The 16,626-nt window shown below is 73.0% G+C and carries 14 protein-coding genes; 9 read left to right on the top strand and 5 right to left on the bottom strand.

Annotation, left to right across the window (positions count from 1 at the left end; all coding sequences use genetic code 11):
• On the bottom strand, positions 1–716 hold a 716-nt coding region (locus ABTY56_RS31885; protein WP_502893227.1), incomplete at its 3' end, for a pyruvate dehydrogenase E1 component-related protein.
• 516 nt (positions 717–1,232) lie between these two features.
• Here ABTY56_RS31885 and ABTY56_RS31880 point away from each other — a divergent pair.
• The 5 genes from ABTY56_RS31880 to ABTY56_RS31860 all read left to right on the top strand — a co-directional run bounded on the left by ABTY56_RS31880 (position 1,233) and on the right by ABTY56_RS31860 (position 5,385).
• A complete protein-coding gene (locus ABTY56_RS31880; RefSeq protein WP_350632836.1) occupies positions 1,233–1,673 on the top strand; it encodes a DUF3052 domain-containing protein in 441 nt (146 codons plus the stop codon).
• Between the two features lie 299 nt (positions 1,674–1,972).
• Positions 1,973–2,431, top strand: coding sequence for a peroxiredoxin (locus ABTY56_RS31875; RefSeq protein ID WP_350632835.1), 459 nt, complete (start codon positions 1,973–1,975; stop codon positions 2,429–2,431).
• Positions 2,432–2,639: 208 nt separating this feature from the next.
• Positions 2,640–3,215 (top strand): TerD family protein, encoded by a 576-nt coding sequence (locus tag ABTY56_RS31870; RefSeq protein WP_350632834.1) that lies wholly within the window; start codon positions 2,640–2,642, stop codon positions 3,213–3,215.
• A 350-nt stretch (positions 3,216–3,565) separates the two neighbouring features.
• Positions 3,566–4,144 carry a TerD family protein gene (locus ABTY56_RS31865; RefSeq protein WP_350632833.1) on the top strand — a complete coding sequence of 193 codons (579 nt, stop codon included), beginning with the start codon at positions 3,566–3,568 and terminating at the stop codon, positions 4,142–4,144.
• A gap of 146 nt (positions 4,145–4,290) precedes the next feature.
• Positions 4,291–5,385 (top strand): DUF475 domain-containing protein, encoded by a 1,095-nt coding sequence (locus ABTY56_RS31860; protein ID WP_350632832.1) that lies wholly within the window; start codon positions 4,291–4,293, stop codon positions 5,383–5,385.
• A gap of 122 nt (positions 5,386–5,507) precedes the next feature.
• On the opposite strand, the gene ABTY56_RS31855 is transcribed toward ABTY56_RS31860, so the two are convergent.
• Complete coding sequence (locus ABTY56_RS31855) at positions 5,508–6,725, bottom strand: DUF2637 domain-containing protein (RefSeq protein ID WP_350632831.1); 1,218 nt, start codon at positions 6,723–6,725, stop codon at positions 5,508–5,510.
• A 569-nt stretch (positions 6,726–7,294) separates the two neighbouring features.
• On the opposite strand from ABTY56_RS31855, the gene ABTY56_RS31850 reads away from it, so the two are divergent.
• Positions 7,295–8,044 (top strand): Tellurium resistance, encoded by a 750-nt coding sequence (locus tag ABTY56_RS31850; protein WP_350632830.1) that lies wholly within the window; start codon positions 7,295–7,297, stop codon positions 8,042–8,044.
• A gap of 60 nt (positions 8,045–8,104) precedes the next feature.
• Here ABTY56_RS31850 and ABTY56_RS31845 read toward each other — a convergent pair whose 3' ends face one another.
• Entirely contained in the window at positions 8,105–9,292 is a 1,188-nt protein-coding gene (locus ABTY56_RS31845) for a TerD family protein (RefSeq protein WP_350632829.1), read from the bottom strand.
• Positions 9,293–9,708: 416 nt separating this feature from the next.
• Between ABTY56_RS31845 and ABTY56_RS31840 the strand changes: the two genes are divergently transcribed.
• The 3 genes from ABTY56_RS31840 (at position 9,709) to ABTY56_RS31830 (ending at position 14,695) form a co-directional block, all read left to right on the top strand.
• Positions 9,709–10,920, top strand: coding sequence for an HpcH/HpaI aldolase/citrate lyase family protein (locus ABTY56_RS31840; RefSeq protein WP_350632828.1), 1,212 nt, complete (start codon positions 9,709–9,711; stop codon positions 10,918–10,920).
• Between the two features lie 269 nt (positions 10,921–11,189).
• Positions 11,190–13,874, top strand: a complete 2,685-nt coding sequence (locus ABTY56_RS31835) for a phosphoribosyltransferase (protein WP_350632827.1) — start codon at positions 11,190–11,192, stop codon at positions 13,872–13,874.
• The gene (locus ABTY56_RS31830) at positions 13,874–14,695 is read left to right on the top strand and encodes an HAD family hydrolase (RefSeq protein WP_350632826.1); all 822 of its coding nucleotides are present in this window, start codon (positions 13,874–13,876) and stop codon (positions 14,693–14,695) included. The genes ABTY56_RS31835 and ABTY56_RS31830 overlap by 1 nt, the downstream gene beginning before the upstream one ends.
• Before the next feature lie 151 nt (positions 14,696–14,846).
• Here the strand turns inward: ABTY56_RS31830 and ABTY56_RS31825 are convergent, their stop codons facing one another.
• Complete coding sequence (locus ABTY56_RS31825; protein ID WP_350632825.1) at positions 14,847–15,077, bottom strand: FmdB family zinc ribbon protein; 231 nt, start codon at positions 15,075–15,077, stop codon at positions 14,847–14,849.
• A gap of 82 nt (positions 15,078–15,159) precedes the next feature.
• Complete coding sequence (locus ABTY56_RS31820) at positions 15,160–16,569, bottom strand: coiled-coil domain-containing protein (RefSeq protein WP_502893226.1); 1,410 nt, start codon at positions 16,567–16,569, stop codon at positions 15,160–15,162.
• Between the last annotated feature and the right edge of the window lie 57 nt (positions 16,570–16,626).

Raw genomic sequence — 16,626 nt, 5'->3', positions numbered from 1 at the left:
TGCGAGTCGGAGGTGTCCTTGATGCCGCGGTGCTCCAGGTAGCGGTTCATCCGGGCCTGGTAGATCGCGCCGAGCGGGCCGAGGCCCATCGAGACGGTCGGGAACTCCCAGAAGTCCGGCATCAGCCGCGGGTGCGGGTAGCTGGAGAGGCCGTACGGGGCCTTCGACTTCTCCTGGCGGAACGCGTCGAGCTGCTGCTCGGTGAGTCGGTCCAGGAGGAAGGCGCGGGCGTAGATGCCGGGGGAGGCGTGACCCTGGAAGAAGATCTGGTCGCCGGACTCGCCCTCGGCGTCCTTGCCGCGGAAGAAGTAGTTGAAGCCCACGTCGTAGAGCGACGCGGAGGAGGCGAAGGTGGCGATGTGGCCACCGACGCCGATGCCGGGGCGCTGCGCCCGGGAGACCATGACGGCCGCGTTCCACCGGGTCGCGTTGAGGATCCTGCGCTCGATCTCCTCGTTGCCGGGGAAGAACGGCTCGTCCTTGGTGGCGATGGTGTTGACGTAGTCCGTGCTGCGCATCTCGGGCACGGCGACACGCTTCTCGCGGGCGCGCTCGATCAGCCGCAGCATCAGGTAACGGGCACGCTCACGCCCCCGCTCGTCGATGGCCGCATCGAGCGACTCCAGCCATTCCGCGGTCTCCTCGGGATCGAAGTCCGGGACCTGACTCGGAAGGCCGCCAATGATGATCGGGTTGCGATCGGATCCGGAAGCCACGCTGTTCCTTCACTGTCGGTCGAAACTGAGGTGTGTCGCGCCGCCTCCATCGTGCTACCGCATTCGGAGATCCGTCATCTCTACCGATCGGTAACCGTTCCGCCTGGTGGGCGGGCCGGTCTGGTGGTGCACGGCGCGGGCGTCTTCGTCCGCTCCGCACACCCCGGGTGTTACGAAAAGAGGTGGTCCGACCTGGTGTCCGGTCCGCCCGATGGCGGGCGGCCGGGGTGAGGGCCAACAGGAGACTCTACGCCCGCGCACGCGCGGACCCCGAATGCCGTTCGCATCTCGGGCACGCGTACGGCCTGTGGGCCTGGACCACCCGAAGCATCCTTGTCCCATGCAGAGAAGGGCAAATCGGTGTGATTCCCGACACGTCGAACGGCGTGTCCCGGTGCGACACGTCAACCTTTGGAGGGGATCGGGGGTCGGGTACTTGCGCGAACCGCCGCGCCCGTGTGGACTACGGCCACAGCCCCGGCATGGACGCCGGGCCGAATACTGGAGGTTATTCCCGTGAGCGCGACCGCGGACCCCGCGGACAAGTCCAACCCGGCGACCCGTCTCGGCTTCGAAGAAGGCCAGATCATCCAGGAGCTGGGGTACGACGAAGACACTGACCAGGACCTCCGCGAGGGCATCGAGGAGATCACCGGGACGGATCTCGTCGACGAGGACTACGACGACGTCGCGGACGCCGTCGTGCTGTGGCACCGCGACGAGGACGGGGACCTCACGGACTCCCTCGTCGACGCCCTGGAGTACCTGGCGGAGGGCGGCCTGATCTGGCTGATGACGCCCAAGACCGGGCGGGACGGCCACGTCGAGGCCTCCGAGATCAACGACGCGGCCAAGACCGCCGGCCTCTCCCAGACCAGCTCGATCAACATCGTCAAGGACTGGGCGGCCACCAGGCTCGCGACCAAGTCCACGGCGAAGCCGGGCGGCAAGCGCTGAACGGGTCCTGAAGCGCCGCGCCGGGCCCCGTCGGAGTCATGCTCCGACGGGGCCCGGCGCTTTTTCCGTTCCTTCGGGCGGGCCCCGGTCCACCGCGCCTGCGGCGGGCCCCGGTTTCCCGCCCACTTCCGGTGGGTTCCCGCCCGGTCGGCGGAGCCCGTGCCGCGTTCGCTCAGGGCGGAAGCGGCGGGTGCCGGACGGGCCCGCCTCATCCGTTCGGCCGAACGCGCGTCAGCGGATGCGAGGATGGGCCCGCCGCGCCCGCCGCGCGGCGCGGTCGCGTCAGAAAGGTCCCGTCCATGGTCATCGAGGTCGGCACCCGGGCTCCGGACTTCGAGCTCAACAACCAGCACGGGGAGTCCGTCCGGCTCGCGGACTTCCGCGGTCGGAAGAACGTCGTCCTGGTCTTCTACCCGTTCGCCTTCACCGGCGTCTGCACCGGCGAGCTGGGCGCGATCCAGCGCGAGCTGGCCGGGCTGCAGAACGACGACGTCCAGGTGCTCGGCCTCTCCTGCGACTCGCAGTTCTCCCAGCGCGTCCTCACCGACCGCGAGGGCCTGGAGTTCCCGCTGCTCGCCGACTTCTGGCCGCACGGCGAGGTCACCCGGGCGTACGGCGTGCTCGACGAGGAGCGGGGCTGCCCGCTGCGCGGGACCTTCGTGATCGACAAGGCCGGCACGGTGCGCTGGAGCGTCGTCAACGGCCTCCCGGACGCCCGGGACGAGCAGGAGTACCTCAAGGTCCTCGCCGGGCTCTGAGCCCCGCCCGGCCGTCCGTCACGGGGCCGGCGCCCGGCCGCCCGGGTGCCGGCCGGTCGTGTCCGACCGCAACCGCGCTGCGGACGGGAACCGCGTACTACGCTCGGGCCGTTGGCCAAGTGGGGTGCGGGAGCCGGTGCGCTCCCGGGGCCCCGGACCGCACCACCGGGGGCACCACAGGGCGTGCCTCCCGAATTTTGGAGGACACGTGGGAGTCAGCCTCAGCAAGGGCGGCAACGTCTCGCTCACCAAGGAGGCGCCCGGGCTCACGGCCGTGATCGTCGGCCTGGGCTGGGACGTCCGGACCACCACCGGTGCGGACTTCGACCTGGACGCCAGCGCACTTCTCTGCAACGCCCAGGGCAAGGTCGCCTCGGACGGCAACTTCGTCTTCTTCAACAATCTGAAGAGCCCGGACGGCTCGGTCGAGCACACCGGCGACAACCTCACCGGCGAGGGCGAGGGCGACGACGAGGCGATCAAGGTCAACCTGGCCGGCGTCCCGGCGGACGTGGAGAAGATCGTCTTCCCGGTGTCGATCTACGACGCCGAGAGCCGCAGCCAGAACTTCGGCCAGGTGCGCAACGCCTTCATCCGGGTGGTGAACCAGGCGGACAACACGGAGCTGGCGCGTTACGACCTCTCCGAGGACGCCTCCACCGAGACCGCGATGGTCTTCGGCGAGCTGTACCGCAACGGCAGCGAGTGGAAGTTCCGCGCCATCGGCCAGGGCTACGCCTCCGGCCTGCGCGGCATCGCCCAGGACTTCGGCGTCAACGTCTGAGTCCCCGTCGGCGCCCTGCGGCGCGTTGAAGCCGGGGCGGCCCGGACCCGCGGAGGGTCCGGGCCGCCCCGGCTTCGTCCGGCCGCTGCCGTCGCTCGCGCTGCCGTCGCTGCTGCTGTCGCTCGCGCCGGTGCCGCCGGTGCTCGCGCGGAGGTCCGGGCAGTCGTTCGGGCGTCGCTCCGGTGGGCGGGCGCGGGTCGGCCGGGGTTCGTCCGACCCGGTCCCGCGGGGGCCCGCCGCGCTGCGAGGATGTGAGTTCAGGAAGTTCAGCCGACCAGAGCCGGTCGGCCGGGGCCGCGGGGGACTACACCTGGAAGGCGCCCCGGGAGAAGCAAGGGAGGAAGAACGTCATGGTGGTCACGCTTGCCAAGGGTGGCAACGTCTCGCTCACCAAGGCCGCGCCGAATCTGACGCAGGTCCAGATCGGCCTCGGCTGGTCCGCCCGTTCGACCACGGGCGCCCCGTTCGACCTCGATGCGAGCGCCCTGCTCTGCGGTGGCGGGCGAGTGCTCGGCGACGAGTACTTCGTCTTCTACAACAACCTCAAGAGCCCCGAGGGCTCGGTGGAGCACCAGGGCGACAACCTCACCGGTGGCGACGACACGGGTGACGACGAGGTGGTCCTGGTCAACCTGGACCTCGTCCCGGCGCAGGTGGACAAGGTGGTCTTCGCGGTGTCGATCTACGACGCCGAGCCGCGGCTGCAGAACTTCGGGCAGGTCCGCAACGCCTACATCCGGGTCGTCAACTCGGTCGACGGCCAGGAGATCGCCCGCTACGACCTGTCCGAGGACGCGTCCAGCGAGACCGCGATGATCTTCGGCGAGCTGTACCGCTACGCGGGCGAGTGGAAGTTCCGCGCGGTGGGCCAGGGGTACGCCTCCGGCCTGCGCGGCATCGCGCTCGACTTCGGGGTGAACGTACAGTAAGGGCGGAAATCGGACCATCGCACCCGACCCGATCATGAGAACTGAGGGCAGTGCGGGGGTGACCTGACCGGGCCGGGCCCGGTCAGGGCGTCTCGGGGACGAGGCCGCCCCCGGCACGGCCAGAACCCGAAAGGTAGCCAACTCCCGTGTTCCTCCGCACATTCGGCTGGTCGTTCGCGATCACCGCCATCGGCCTGGTCGCGGCCGGACTGCTCTGGGGAGCCCAAGGCTTCGGCATCGTGCTGATCCTCTCCATCCTGGAGATCTCCCTGTCGTTCGACAACGCGGTGGTCAACGCCACGGTGTTGAAGCGGATGAACCCGTACTGGCAGAAGATCTTCCTGACCGTGGGCGTGCTCATCGCCGTCTTCGGCATGCGCCTGATCTTCCCGCTGCTGGTCGTCGGCCTCACCGCGAAGCTCGACCCCGCGACGGTCATCGACCTCGCGCTGCACTCCGACAAGACCCACGACGGCCTCACCTACGGCCAGTACCTGGAAGCCGCCAACCCGGCCATCGCCGCCTTCGGTGGCATCTTCCTGCTCATGATCTTCCTGGACTTCGTGTTCGAGGAGAAGGAGCACAACTGGCTGAGCTGGCTGGAGCGCCCGCTGGAGAAGATCGGCAAGCTGGACGCCCTGTCCACCGTCATCGCCCTGGTCTCGCTGGTGCTGGCCTCCCGCTTCTTCGCCGCCGAGCACGCCGAGACCGTGCTGCTCGCCGGTGTCCTCGGCCTGATCACCTACCTCGCGGTCAACGGCCTCTCCTCGATCTTCGAGTCGGGCCTGGAGGCTGAGGCCGAGCGCGAGGAGGAGGCCGAGAAGGCCGGCAAGTCGGTCGTCCAGGTCGCCGGCAAGGCCGCGTTCTTCCTGTTCCTCTATCTGGAGGTCCTGGACGCGTCGTTCTCCTTCGACGGCGTGGTCGGCGCGTTCGCCATCTCCAGCGACATCTTCCAGATCACCCTGGGCCTCGGCATCGGCGCGATGTACATCCGCTCGCTGACCGTCTTCCTGGTCCGCAAGGGCACCCTGGACGACTACGTCTACCTGGAGCACGGCGCGCACTACGCGATCGGCGCGCTGGCGGCGATCCTGCTGATCGGGATCAAGTACCACATCCCGGAGATCGTCACCGGCCTGATCGGCGTCGCGTTCATCGGCCTCGCGCTGGGCTCGTCGATCCTGCGCAACCGGCGCGAGGGTGTGGACGAGGAGCCGGAGCTGGTCGGGTCGGGCAAGTAGCCGCGTCGGGCGCGCAGCCGGCTCGGGCCGGCGTCCGCGTCGGGCACGCAGCCGGTCGGACACGCGAAACGGCCGCCCCCGGGAGTTCCCGGGGGCGGCCGTTTCGCGTCGTGCGGGCCGGGTCAGCCGAGCTGCTGCTCGATCGCGCGCAGCTTGCGCTCCAGCGAGTCCAGCTTCGGCATCGCCAGGGTGTCGTCGTCGGCCGTCAGGTCGATCGACGAGCTGCGACGGGACGAACCGAGGGCGTCGGCCGAGGAGGACGAGTAGGAGGACGAGGAAGAGGACGAGGAGGACGAGTACGTCGAGGAGGACGAGTACGTCGAGGAGGACGAGTACGTCGAGGGGGACGAGTACGAGGAGGAGTACGAGGAGCCGACGGCGGCGCGGGGGCGACGGCCGGTGTCCAGGGCGGCGGGCTCCATCGAGGAGGTGGAGACCTGCGAGGTCGGGGTGGCGGCGTCGGACTCCGCGGCTAGGGCAGGCTCCGTAGCGCTCGGGCCGTCTCCGGCAGCCGTGAGGGCGGGCACCTGGCGGCCACCGCGGGCCCGGGCCAGCATGCCGCCGCCCTGGCGGGAGATGGCCTTCAGCTCGGCGCGCTCGCGGCGGTCGGCGGTGCGGGCGCGGGCCTTGGCGTCCAGCTTCGCCTGGCGCTCCTCGCGCACCTCATCGACCGCCTCGTCCAGGCTGCGGACGTTCTCCAGCAGCATCAGCGACCAGGCCGCGTAGGTCTCGCGCGGGGCGCGCAGCCAGCGGACGATGCGGATCTGCGGCAGCGGGCGGGGGACGAGTCCCTGCTCGCGCAGCGCGGCCTTGCGGGTCTGCTTCAGGGCGCGGTCGAACAGTATCGCCGCCGAGATCGACATGCCGGAGAAGAACTGCGGGGCGCCTGCGTGGCCGAAGCCGCGCGGGGCGTGCACCCAGTTGAACCAGGCCGAGGCGATCGCGAAGACCCAGACCAGCAGGCGGGAACCGAGCGCGGCGTCACCGTGGCTGGCCTCGCGGACGGCGAGCACCGAGCAGAACATCGCGGCGCCGTCCAGGCCGAACGGGACGAGGTACTCCCAGCCGTCGGCCAGGCCCAGGTTCTCCTTGCCGAAGCCGACCAGGCCGTGGAAGGACAGTGCGGCGGCGACACCGGCGCAGCAGAACAGCAGCGTGTACGAGGAGATCCCGTAGATCATCTCCTTGCGGCGGCGGCGCTCCTCGCTGCGCTCCCAGGAGTCGGTGGCCTCGTCCTTCTTCGAGCTCTTGAAACGCAGCGTCGCCATCAGGACGGCGACGAACAGCAGGGCTGCGCCGCCGACGACGGTCCAGACCAGCTGTATGGAGGTCAGGTTCATTGCGGGTCGGGCCTCGGGTTTCCGAAGGGGACAGGTTCACAGTGCGACACAGGCGGTCAGGGCCCGCCGTGCGGACACTGCCTGACGGTTCGTTCGTCGCCGCACGGCGTGCCCACCGCGCCCGCGCAGGGGCGGACGGGACACCTGTGCGGCTAGACGATATCGCGTCCGAAGGGGCGGCATGTTACGGGAGGGTGGCTTGCTCGGGCCAATCGCCCCACCGGTTCGCCCGGGGCTCGTCGGTGGTTCGCCTGGTGGTCCGGCAGGTGGCGTCCGCTTGTGCGTCCGTGGTGCGCCCAGTGGTCGGGTCGGCGGTGTGCCCGGCGGGCGGGTCGGTGGTCGGCCAGTGGTTCGGTCGGCAGTTCGGTCGGCGGCGCCCGGTCGTACGACTGTTCGCGCGACCGTTCGTGTGCCCGGTGGCGCGCGGGGCGTCCGGCTCGTCGGTGGGGGGTGGGTGGCCGGACGGGGTAGGGGAGGGGGCGGACGGGGTATCCGTCGGCCGGGCCGATGCCCGATCATTGGTCGGCGGACCGTCAGATCGCCTGGCGGGAGCAGGGGGAGAGGACGGGATGGTCTCGATCTGGGAGTACCTGCGCGGGGACCGGAGCTACACCTTCGACAACCCGGGCGGTCAGCACAAGGTCATACTCACCAAGTCGGCCCCGCAGCACGCGATCACCGGGTCGGCCGCCACCACCGGCTACCTCTACGTCAACCTGCACTGGTCGATGCGGCCCGGTGCCGGTAGGCCGAGCACCGGGGACACGATCAAGCGGTTCTTCAGCCCGCGGATCCTCAGCCCGCGGGAGCCGGACTCGCCGCAGGGCAGCGAGCCGATGAACGTCGACCTCGACCTGGCCTGCATGTACGAACTCTCCGACGGCTCCACGGGTGTGGTGCAGCCGCTCGGCGGCCTGTTCGGCGACCTCCAGAACGCGCCGTACGTCAAGCTCAGCGGCGACGACCAGTACGGGGCGCCGTCGGGCGAGACGATGTACGTCAACCTGGAGAAGAAGGACAAGTTCAAGCGGCTGTTGATCTTCGTCTACATCTACGACGGCACGCCGGCCTTCGAACAGTCGCAGGCGGTGGTGACGATCGTGCCGCAGACCGGTCCGCGGATCGAGATCAAGCTGGAGGAGCGGGCCCGGGCGGCGCGCTCCTGCGCCGTGGTGCTGATCGAGAACGCGGGGGACAACCAGCTCACGGTGCGCCGCGAGGTGCGGTACGTCAACGGGTTCCAGTCGGACATCGACCGGCTGTACGGCTTCGGGATGCAGTGGCAGCGCGGCTACAAGAACCAGCCGGGCGGCGACTGACGGACGCCGCCCGGCCCGGGCGGGGCCGCCGCCGTAGGGCGGCCGCCACCCCGGTGGGCGTCAGCGGGGCTGGAACTGCGGGCCCTGCGGCGGCAGTGCGAACTCCTCGCCGGTGGGCGCCGGGGGCTGCGCCGTCGGGGGCTGGGCCGTGGGCGGCTGCGGAGGGACGGGCGGCTGCTGTCCGGTGCCGGGCTGCGGGTAGCCGTAGCTGCCCGGGTGCGGCTGCGGCGGGACGGGCTGGTTCGGCTGGGGGTAGCCGTAACCGGTGCCCGGCTGCTGCTGGTAGGGCTGGGTGGCCTGCGGGTAGCCGTAGCCGGTCCCGGGCTGCTGTTGCGGGTAGCCGTACCCCGTGCCGGGCTGCTGCTGGGGGTAGCCGTAGCCGGTGCCGGGCCGGTGGCCCGGCGGCGGGGTCGGCGGGGCCGCCGGCGGGGGCGGCATGGTCGGCGGTGCGGCGGGCGGCGGTGGTGCGGCGGGGGCAGCCGTCGGTGCGCCCGCGGTGGCCCCGACCGGGGTCGGGGCGGCGGTCGGCGCCGGGGGCGGGGTCTGCGGGACGGCCGGGGCCAGGGTGAAGGTGCCCGGCTCGGCGGCGGTCGAGCGCGGGTCCGGGAGCGGGGTGCGGCGCGGGTCCACCGCGCCGGTCGGGGCGGCGGTGGAGGCGGGCGCCGGGGTCGGCGCGGGGCCGGGCGCCGCGCCCGACGCCTCGTCCTCGACGGTGATGCCGAAATCGGTGGCCAGGCCGATCAGCCCGGAGGTGTAGCCCTGGCCGATCGCCCGGAACTTCCAGGACCCGGAGCGCCGGTACAGCTCGCCCGCGACCAGCGCGGTGACGCTCTCGGCATCGCTGATCTCGAACTCGGCCAGTGCGGGCGCGCCGTCACCGCCCGCGGCGTCGAACAGCAGCAGCCGCAGCCCCGGCACCGCGCGGAAGGGCCCGCCCTCGGAGGAGCCGGCCAGTACCACGCGGTCCACGTCGGCGGGCAGCTTGCCGAGTTCGACCTCGATCGTGTCGATGATCTCGGTGCCGCCGGAGGTCTGCTGCTTGGGCAGGTGGCGGACCAGGCCGGAGGGGTGGCGCGGCTGGTTGTAGAAGACGAAGTCGGCGTCCGAACGGACCTTGCCGGTGGCGCCGAGCAGCAGCGCGGACGCGTCCACGTCCGGCGCACCGGGCGCGGCGCTCCAGCGCAGCACGGCGCGGACCGCCGCCGCCGGCAGTGCGATGTTGGCGCCCTTGGCCATCACGTGCGTCATAGCGGACCATCCTGCCTGTTCGCCACCCCTTCGGACAACGTGACCGGACCGGTTCGCGCCGGGTCGGACTTTGCCAAGACTTGCGCTTCCCGGGGTTTGCCGTCACTCGGCCCATGATCGTCCAAGTGGACCGGGATGTTCCGGGAGTTCAGTGCCGGGGAACCGGGAGCGGCCGGATCCCGTCCGTACGATGGGCGGTCTGAAGGCCCCCGGGGGGTTCGACGGAGGGGCGTCCACCGGCGGCGCGTCCGGGGAACCACGGCACCCGGTCGGCCGGTTGACCAGGGTGTCGGCCGGTCGACGTGGCCGTCCGACGGTCGCCGAGGCTGTCGGCCGGTCGACGAGGACGCCGTCCGGCGGCAGGGGCATCGTCGGCAGGGGGCCGGAGGCCCGTCCACTTCCTGGAGGAGAGCACCTTGCGCCATTTCGGCCACCTCGCCGAGGACGTACGCGGCCGGCTCTTCCTGGAGCAGCCGCGTGCGTTCACCGCGCAGAGCGAGCCCGGGGTGCTCGCCACCGCGCTCGGCGGCACCCTCTACAGCCCCGCCACCAGGCCCGCGCTGGCCGCCGACATCCGCAAACAGGCCGCTCGGGGCGTGGTGTCGATGGTGCTCTGCCTGGAGGACGCGATCGCCGACCACGAGGTGGACGCCGGGGAGCGGAACCTGGTCGAGCAGCTGACTGACCTGGTCAAGGATTTCACCGACTGCGCACAGGGTCATCCACTGCTCTTCATCAGAGTCCGTGCCGCCGCGCAGATTCCCGACCTGGCCGAGCGGCTCGGCCCGGCCGTCGAGCTGCTCAGCGGGTTCGTCCTGCCCAAGTTCACCCCGGAGAACGGCGGCGAGTACCTGGCCGCGCTCGCCGCCGCCGAGGCCGCCACCGGGCGGCGGCTGTTCGCCATGCCCGTCCTGGAGTCGCCCGAGCTGGCCCACCTGGAGACCCGGCGCGAACAGCTCTTCGGCATCGCCGAGCTGCTCGCCGGGTACCGGGAACGGGTGCTCGCCGTCCGCCTCGGCGTCACCGACCTCTGCTCGGCGTACGGCCTGCGGCGCTCGCCCGACCTCACCGCGTACGACGTCGCGCTGGTCGCGGCGGTGATCGGGGACGTGGTCAACGTGCTCGGCCGGGCGGACGGCACGGGGCACACCGTCACCGGTCCGGTCTGGGAGTACTTCCCGGTGCAGGAGCGGATGTTCAAGCCGCAGCTGCGCCGCACCCCGTTCACCGGGGCCTCGTTCGGCACCGACGCCGTCGGGACGGGGCGGGCCTCCGGCGAGGAGATCCGTCGGCGGATCATCGAGCACGACCTGGACGGGCTGATCCGGGAGGTCGAACTCGACCGGGCCAACGGCCTGCTCGGCAAGACCTGCATCCACCCCAGTCACGTGCCCGCCGTGCACGCCCTCTCCGTGGTCACGCACGAGGAGTACTGCGACGCCCGTGACATCCTCCGCCAGGAGCAGGACGGCGGCGGGGTGCTGCGCTCGGCGTACACCAACAAGATGAACGAGGCCCGGCCGCACCGGGCCTGGGCGGAGCGCATACTGCTGCGGGCGGAGGTCTTCGGGGTGGCCCGGGAGGACGTCAGCTTCGCGGAGCTGCTGTCGGCCTGCCTGTGCGCCTGAGGCCGGGCGTTCGCGCTGTTCGTACGGCCGGACCCGGGTCGCTCCCGCTGTTCGTGCGGCCGAGGCCGGGGCGTTCCCTCCGGTTCCGGTACGGCGGGTAGGACGGTACTCGGACGGGCGGTAGGACAGTATCCGTACGGCCGGCAGGACGGCATCCGTACGGCCGGCAGGACGGCATCCGTACGGTCGGCAGGACGCTTCCCGCGCGGCGGATCCGACGAGCTGGACATGACCAACGCACCATCGCACCACCGAAGGCAGGACCAGCAGTGACAGCAACACCCCAGACGTGGACCGGCCGTTGGGTCGCCGACCGGGCCGGGATCACGCTGACCGGCTCCGAGCGCCTGCCCGAACTCGTCGGGCTGGCCCTCCGGGAGAACCGCAGGCGCGCCCACCTGCTGGTCTCCAACGTGCTCGGCAAGCACGTGCCGCAGCGCCCCTCGGTGGTCCACGGCGCCGGGCTCGAACTCGGCCGCCGGGTCCGCGGCCTGCTCGGCGAGGAGGCGGCCGCGCAGACCGTCGTCCTCGGCTACGCGGAGACCGCCACCGGCCTCGGCCACAGCGTCGCCGACGGCCTCGACGCCCCCTACCTGCACTCCACCCGCCGCCCGGTGCCCGGAATCCCGCCGCTCGGCGGCTTCGAGGAGGAGCACTCGCACGCCACCTCGCACCTGCTGCTCCCGACCGACCCCGAACTGTTCGCCGGGGACGGGCCGCTGGTGCTCGTGGACGACGAGTTCTCGACCGGCCGGACGGTCCTCAACACCATCCGCGAACTGCACGCCCGCCACCCGCGCGACCACTACGTCGTGGTCGCGCTGGTCGACCTGCGCTCGGCCGACGACCGGGACCGGCTCACCGACGCCGCCGCCGAACTCGGCGTCCGGCTCGACCTGGTCGCCACCGCGAGCGGCGGCGTCGAGCTGCCCGCGGACCTCCTGGACCGGGCCGAACGGCTGATCGCGGAAGCGGCGGCCGAGCTGCCGGCGGTGGCCGCGTCGCCCGATTCGGCCGACCCCGCGCCACTGGCCCGGGTCGAGCTGGACTGGCCCGCGGGCCTCCCGGACGGCGGCCGGCACGGCTTCACCGCCCACGACCGCGCCCGGCTGGACGCCGCACTGCCCCGGCTCGCCGGGCAGCTGGCCGAAGCCCTGCCCGCCGAGGCGCAGCGGGTGCTGGTGCTCGGCTTCGAGGAGCTGATGTACGCGCCGCTGCGCCTGGCCGACGCCCTTGCCGAGCGGCTCGGCGGCGACCGCGTCCGCTACTCCACCACCACCCGCTCGCCCGTCCTGGCGGTCGACGACCCCGGCTACGCCATCCGTACCCGGCTGGCCTTCCCCGCCCACGACGACCCGCAGGACGACGCCTCACGCGAGCGCTACGCGTACAACGTCGCCCCCGGCAGCGACCCGGCGCGGCGCTTCGACGCCGTCGTGCTGGTGGTGGACGACGTCGCCGACACCCCGGCGCTGCACCGCGGCGAGCGGGCGCTGCTCGGCCAGCTGCGGCGGGTCACCGACCGGGTGGTGCTCGCGGTGCTGCCCTCGCACCGGCCGGTGGGCGGGGATGCGGTGGGCGGGGTGCAGGTTGGCGCGGAGCCGGTGGCTGGGGTGCGGGTGGCTGGGCTGTCGGTTGGCGGGGTGCGGGTGGCCGGGGTACCGGTGACAGGGGTGCCGGTGACCGGGGTGCCGACGCCGCTGCTGCCGACGCCGCTGTACGGGCCGGCGTTCTCCTCGTACCGGGCCGAGGAGGTGGCGTGGCTGCTCAAGGACCTCTCCGGGATCGCCCTGGAAGCCCCCACCGAGGAGCGCGAGGAGGCCGTCCAGAACGGCGGCGCGCACTACGCCGAGTCGCTGCCGGTCGAGTACCAGCCCAGCCCCGGGTACCAGGAGCTGTTCCACCAGGCACTGCACGGCTCCGCCCGCCGGATCGCGCTCGCCGTCGGCACCGTCGCCGAGACGCTGTTGCGCGAGCGCGGTCCCGGGCTGGTGCTCGCCTCGCTCGCCCGGGCCGGCACGCCCGTCGGCATCCTGATCCGCCGCTGGCTGGCCTTCGCCCACGAGCTGTCCGTACCGCACTACGCCGTCTCGATCGTGCGCGGCCGCGGCATCGACCCCGTCGCGCTGCGGTACCTGGCGGCCCACCACCGCGCCGAGGACGTGGTGTTCGTGGACGGCTGGACCGGCAAGGGCGCGATCACCCGCGAACTCGCCGACGCGCTGGCCGGCACCGGCTTCGACCCGGACCTCGCGGTGCTCGCCGACCCGGGCCGCTGCGTGCGCACGCACGGCACCCGGGACGACTTCCTGATCCCGTCCGCCTGCCTCAACTCCACGGTGTCCGGGCTGGTTTCGCGCACCGTCCTGCGGGCCGGCCTGATCGGCCCGAACGACTTCCACGGCGCCAAGCACTACGTCGAGCTGACCGGCAGCGACGTCTCGGCGGCCTTCCTGGACGCCGTGGCCGCGTGCTTCGGCGAGGTGCGTGCGGCGGCGGTCGAGGGCGCGGACCGGCTGTCCGCCGACCCGGACCGGGCGCCCGACTGGGCCGGCTGGGCCGCCGTCGAGCGGATCAGCGCCGAGTACGGCATCGACAACGTCAACCTGGTCAAGCCCGGCGTCGGCGAGACCACCCGGGTGCTGCTGCGCCGCGTCCCCTGGCGGATCCTCGCCCGCCGCGGCGCCGGCGCGGACCTGGACCACGTCCGGCTGCTCGCCGCCCAGCGCGGCGTCGAGGTCGAGGAGGTGGACGACCTGCCGTACACCTGCGTCGGCCTGATCCACCCGCGCTACAGCCGCGGGGCGACCGGGGCCGACGGGCGGTCCGCAGGTTCGGAGGCGGGGTCGGGGGCGGGTTCGGGGGTGGGTTCGGACTCTGGCTCGGGCTCGGGCCCTGTTTCACGTGCTGTTTCGGGCCCGGCCGCGGGCTCGGTTTCGGGGAGGGAATCCTGATGGGTGTTCTGGTGGCCAGCGACCTCGACCGGACGCTGATCTACTCCGACCGGGCGCTCGCCCTGGACGTCCCCGACCGGCTCGCGCCGCGGCTGCTCTGCGTCGAGCTGTACCAGGGCCGGCCGCTGTCCTACATGACCGAACAGGCCGCCGGACTGCTCGCCGAACTCGCCCGGCAGGCCCGCTTCGTCCCCTCCACCACCCGGACACCGGAGCAGTACGCGCGGGTCAACCTGCCCGGCCCGACGCCGGGTTGGGTGCCCGAGTACGCGATCTGCGCCAACGGCGGGCAGCTGCTGGTGGACGGCGTGCCGGACCGCGACTGGCGTGCCGAGATCACCGCGCGGATCGCCGCCGGCTCGGCCCCGCTGGAGGAGGTGTCCCGGCGGCTCGCGCTGTGCGCCGACCCGGAGTGGACGCACAAGCGGCGCGTCGCCGACGAGCTGTTCGCCTACCTCGTCGTCGAGCGCGCCGCGCTGCCGACCGGCTGGCTGGAGGACCTGACCGGCTGGTGCGCCGAGCGCGGTTGGGCGGTCTCGCTGCAGGGCCGCAAGGTGTACGCCGTCCCGGCGCCGCTCACCAAGAGCGCCGCCCTCGCCGAGGTCGTACGGCGCAGCGGTGCGACCACCGTGCTCGCGGCCGGGGACTCGCTGCTCGACGCGGACCTGCTGCTCGCGGCGGACGCGGCGTGGCGGCCGGGGCACGGCGAACTCGCGGACAGCGGCTGGACGGCCCCCGGCGTCACCGCCCTGGAGCAGGTGGGGGTGACGGCGGGGGAGGAGATCGTCCGGAGGTTCCTGGCGGGGGCCACGGCGGGGTAGCCCCTGTCGGGTCGCCGGTCGGGTCGCCTGTCGGGTCGCCGGTCGGGTCGCCTGTCGGGTCGCCGGTCGGGTCGGCGCGGGGGTCGACTCGGGGTCGGTGCGGGGCCGGCTCGGGGCCGGCTCGGGGTCGGCTGCTCGGGCAGTCCCCTGGTCAGCCCCCGCAGCAGCCGCCGCCGCAACAGCCGCCTCCGCCTCCGCCCCCGCCCCCGGCGGAGGGGGCCGGTCGTCCGCCGGCCGCGCCGGTGACGGCGACGGTGGACAGCAGCTTCACGGTGTCCTCGTGGCCCTGCGGGCAGACGGCGGGGTCGTTGGCCTGCGCCATCGGGCGGCGGAGTTCGAACGTGGCGCCGCAGGAGCGGCAGCGGAAGTCGTAGCGTGGCATACCGGCAGGGTACCGAGCCGGTCCGCTCGGAACCCCGCCCTTCTCTCCGCCGCCCCCTCCGCCGCCCTCCCGGCGTCCTCGGCTAGCGGTGTCCGCCCAGGTCGCCGCGGATCAGCCCGATCACCCGCGCCGCCGTCTCCCGCACCGCCGCCAGCTCGGTGAGGAAGGCCCAGTAGTCGGGGTGCCGGCCGGCCGCCTCCAGCGTGGCCACCGCGCGGTCCAGCCTGGCCACCGCCTCGTCCAGCGGGGCGGCGTGCCGCGGGTCCGGGGCGTTGCGCCCGGCCATCGCCAGCCGTTGGGCGTCCCGGATGGCGAAGCGGGCGCGCTCGACCTCCCGGGTGGGGTCGTGCTGCACCTCGTTCAGCTGCCGGAGCCGGTCGTTCACCGCGACCACCGAGCCGTCCGCGGTGTCCAGCAGCGCGCGGACCGTCCCGATCGCGGCGGTGGCGTCCGCCCAGCGCTGCTCGTCCCGGGCGCGGGCGGCCTCGCCGAGCTTGCCCTCGGCGGCACGCCCGGTCTCGGCGACCTGCTCCGGCACCCGCTGCAGGTCCTGCCAGCAGGCGGTACTGAACCGGCGGCGCAGCTCGCTCAGGGCGGGCTCGACCGTCGCGGCCTTGGTCTCCAGCGCCTGGATCCGGGTCCGCAGGCTCGCCACCCGCCGATCGATCTCCCGCGCGCGCTCCGGCAGTTGCGCGGCATCGGCGGTGATCGCCTCGGCGCGCTGCTTCACCTCCTCCGCGCGCTGCAGCGTACCGGCGACCCCGTGCCGGGCAGGGCCCTCGTTCAGCCGTCCCAGCTCCGGCGCCAGTTCGGCCAGCCGGGCCGCCAGGTCGTCCGCCCGCAGGCCGGCGGCCCGCGCCTCGTCCAGCGAGTTGGAAGCCGTGAGCAGCGCGCGCTTGGCCTGCTCGACCGCCGGGGTGACCCGCATCAACTGCTGCTCGGCGTGCTCGACGGTCGGCTGCAGGCGGCGCAGGAAGTCGTTCAGCTCGGCGCGAGCGGAGCCCAGCTGCCCCTTTACGTCCTCCAGCCGGCGCTTGGCCTGCGCGGCGGTGCCCGCGTCCAGGGTCTCGCTGTCCAGGTTGTGGGCGTCGAGGGCGCCCAGGTAATTCACGGTGACCTGCTCGACCCGGCCGGAGATCGCCGCCAGATCGGCCAGCGCACGCTGCGCCGTCGCCCCGTCCTCGGCCGCGCGGACCGTCTCCACCGCGAGCTGCACCTCGCGCTGGGTCTCCTCCAGCTCGTAGAACGCCTCCTGCGCCGCGGCCCTGGCCTCCCTGGCCTCCGCCCGTACGCCCTCGCCCCCACCGCGCCGGCCCCACCAACCGCCGGTCCCGGCCGACGCCAGCCCCACCGCGCCCAGCGCACCCGCCAGTACCACGGGCAGCACCAGCGCGTCCGCCAGCGCACTTCCCGCCCGACGCCGCCCCCGCCCGCTCCCGCCGGCACCCGTCACTGCGCGCTCCCTGCTCCGACCCGCTGATCCGGCCCCCATTCTCCCCGATCACCCCACCGGCCCGTCACCCCCTCCCACCCCGGCCTGCCCCTCCCA

Source organism: Kitasatospora sp. NPDC097691, from assembly GCF_040302665.1.
In the GTDB taxonomy this organism is placed as follows: Bacteria; Actinomycetota; Actinomycetes; order Streptomycetales; family Streptomycetaceae; genus Kitasatospora.
The sequence above is the reverse complement of the archived record's forward strand: the minus strand, read 5'-3'. Positions and strand labels throughout refer to the sequence as shown.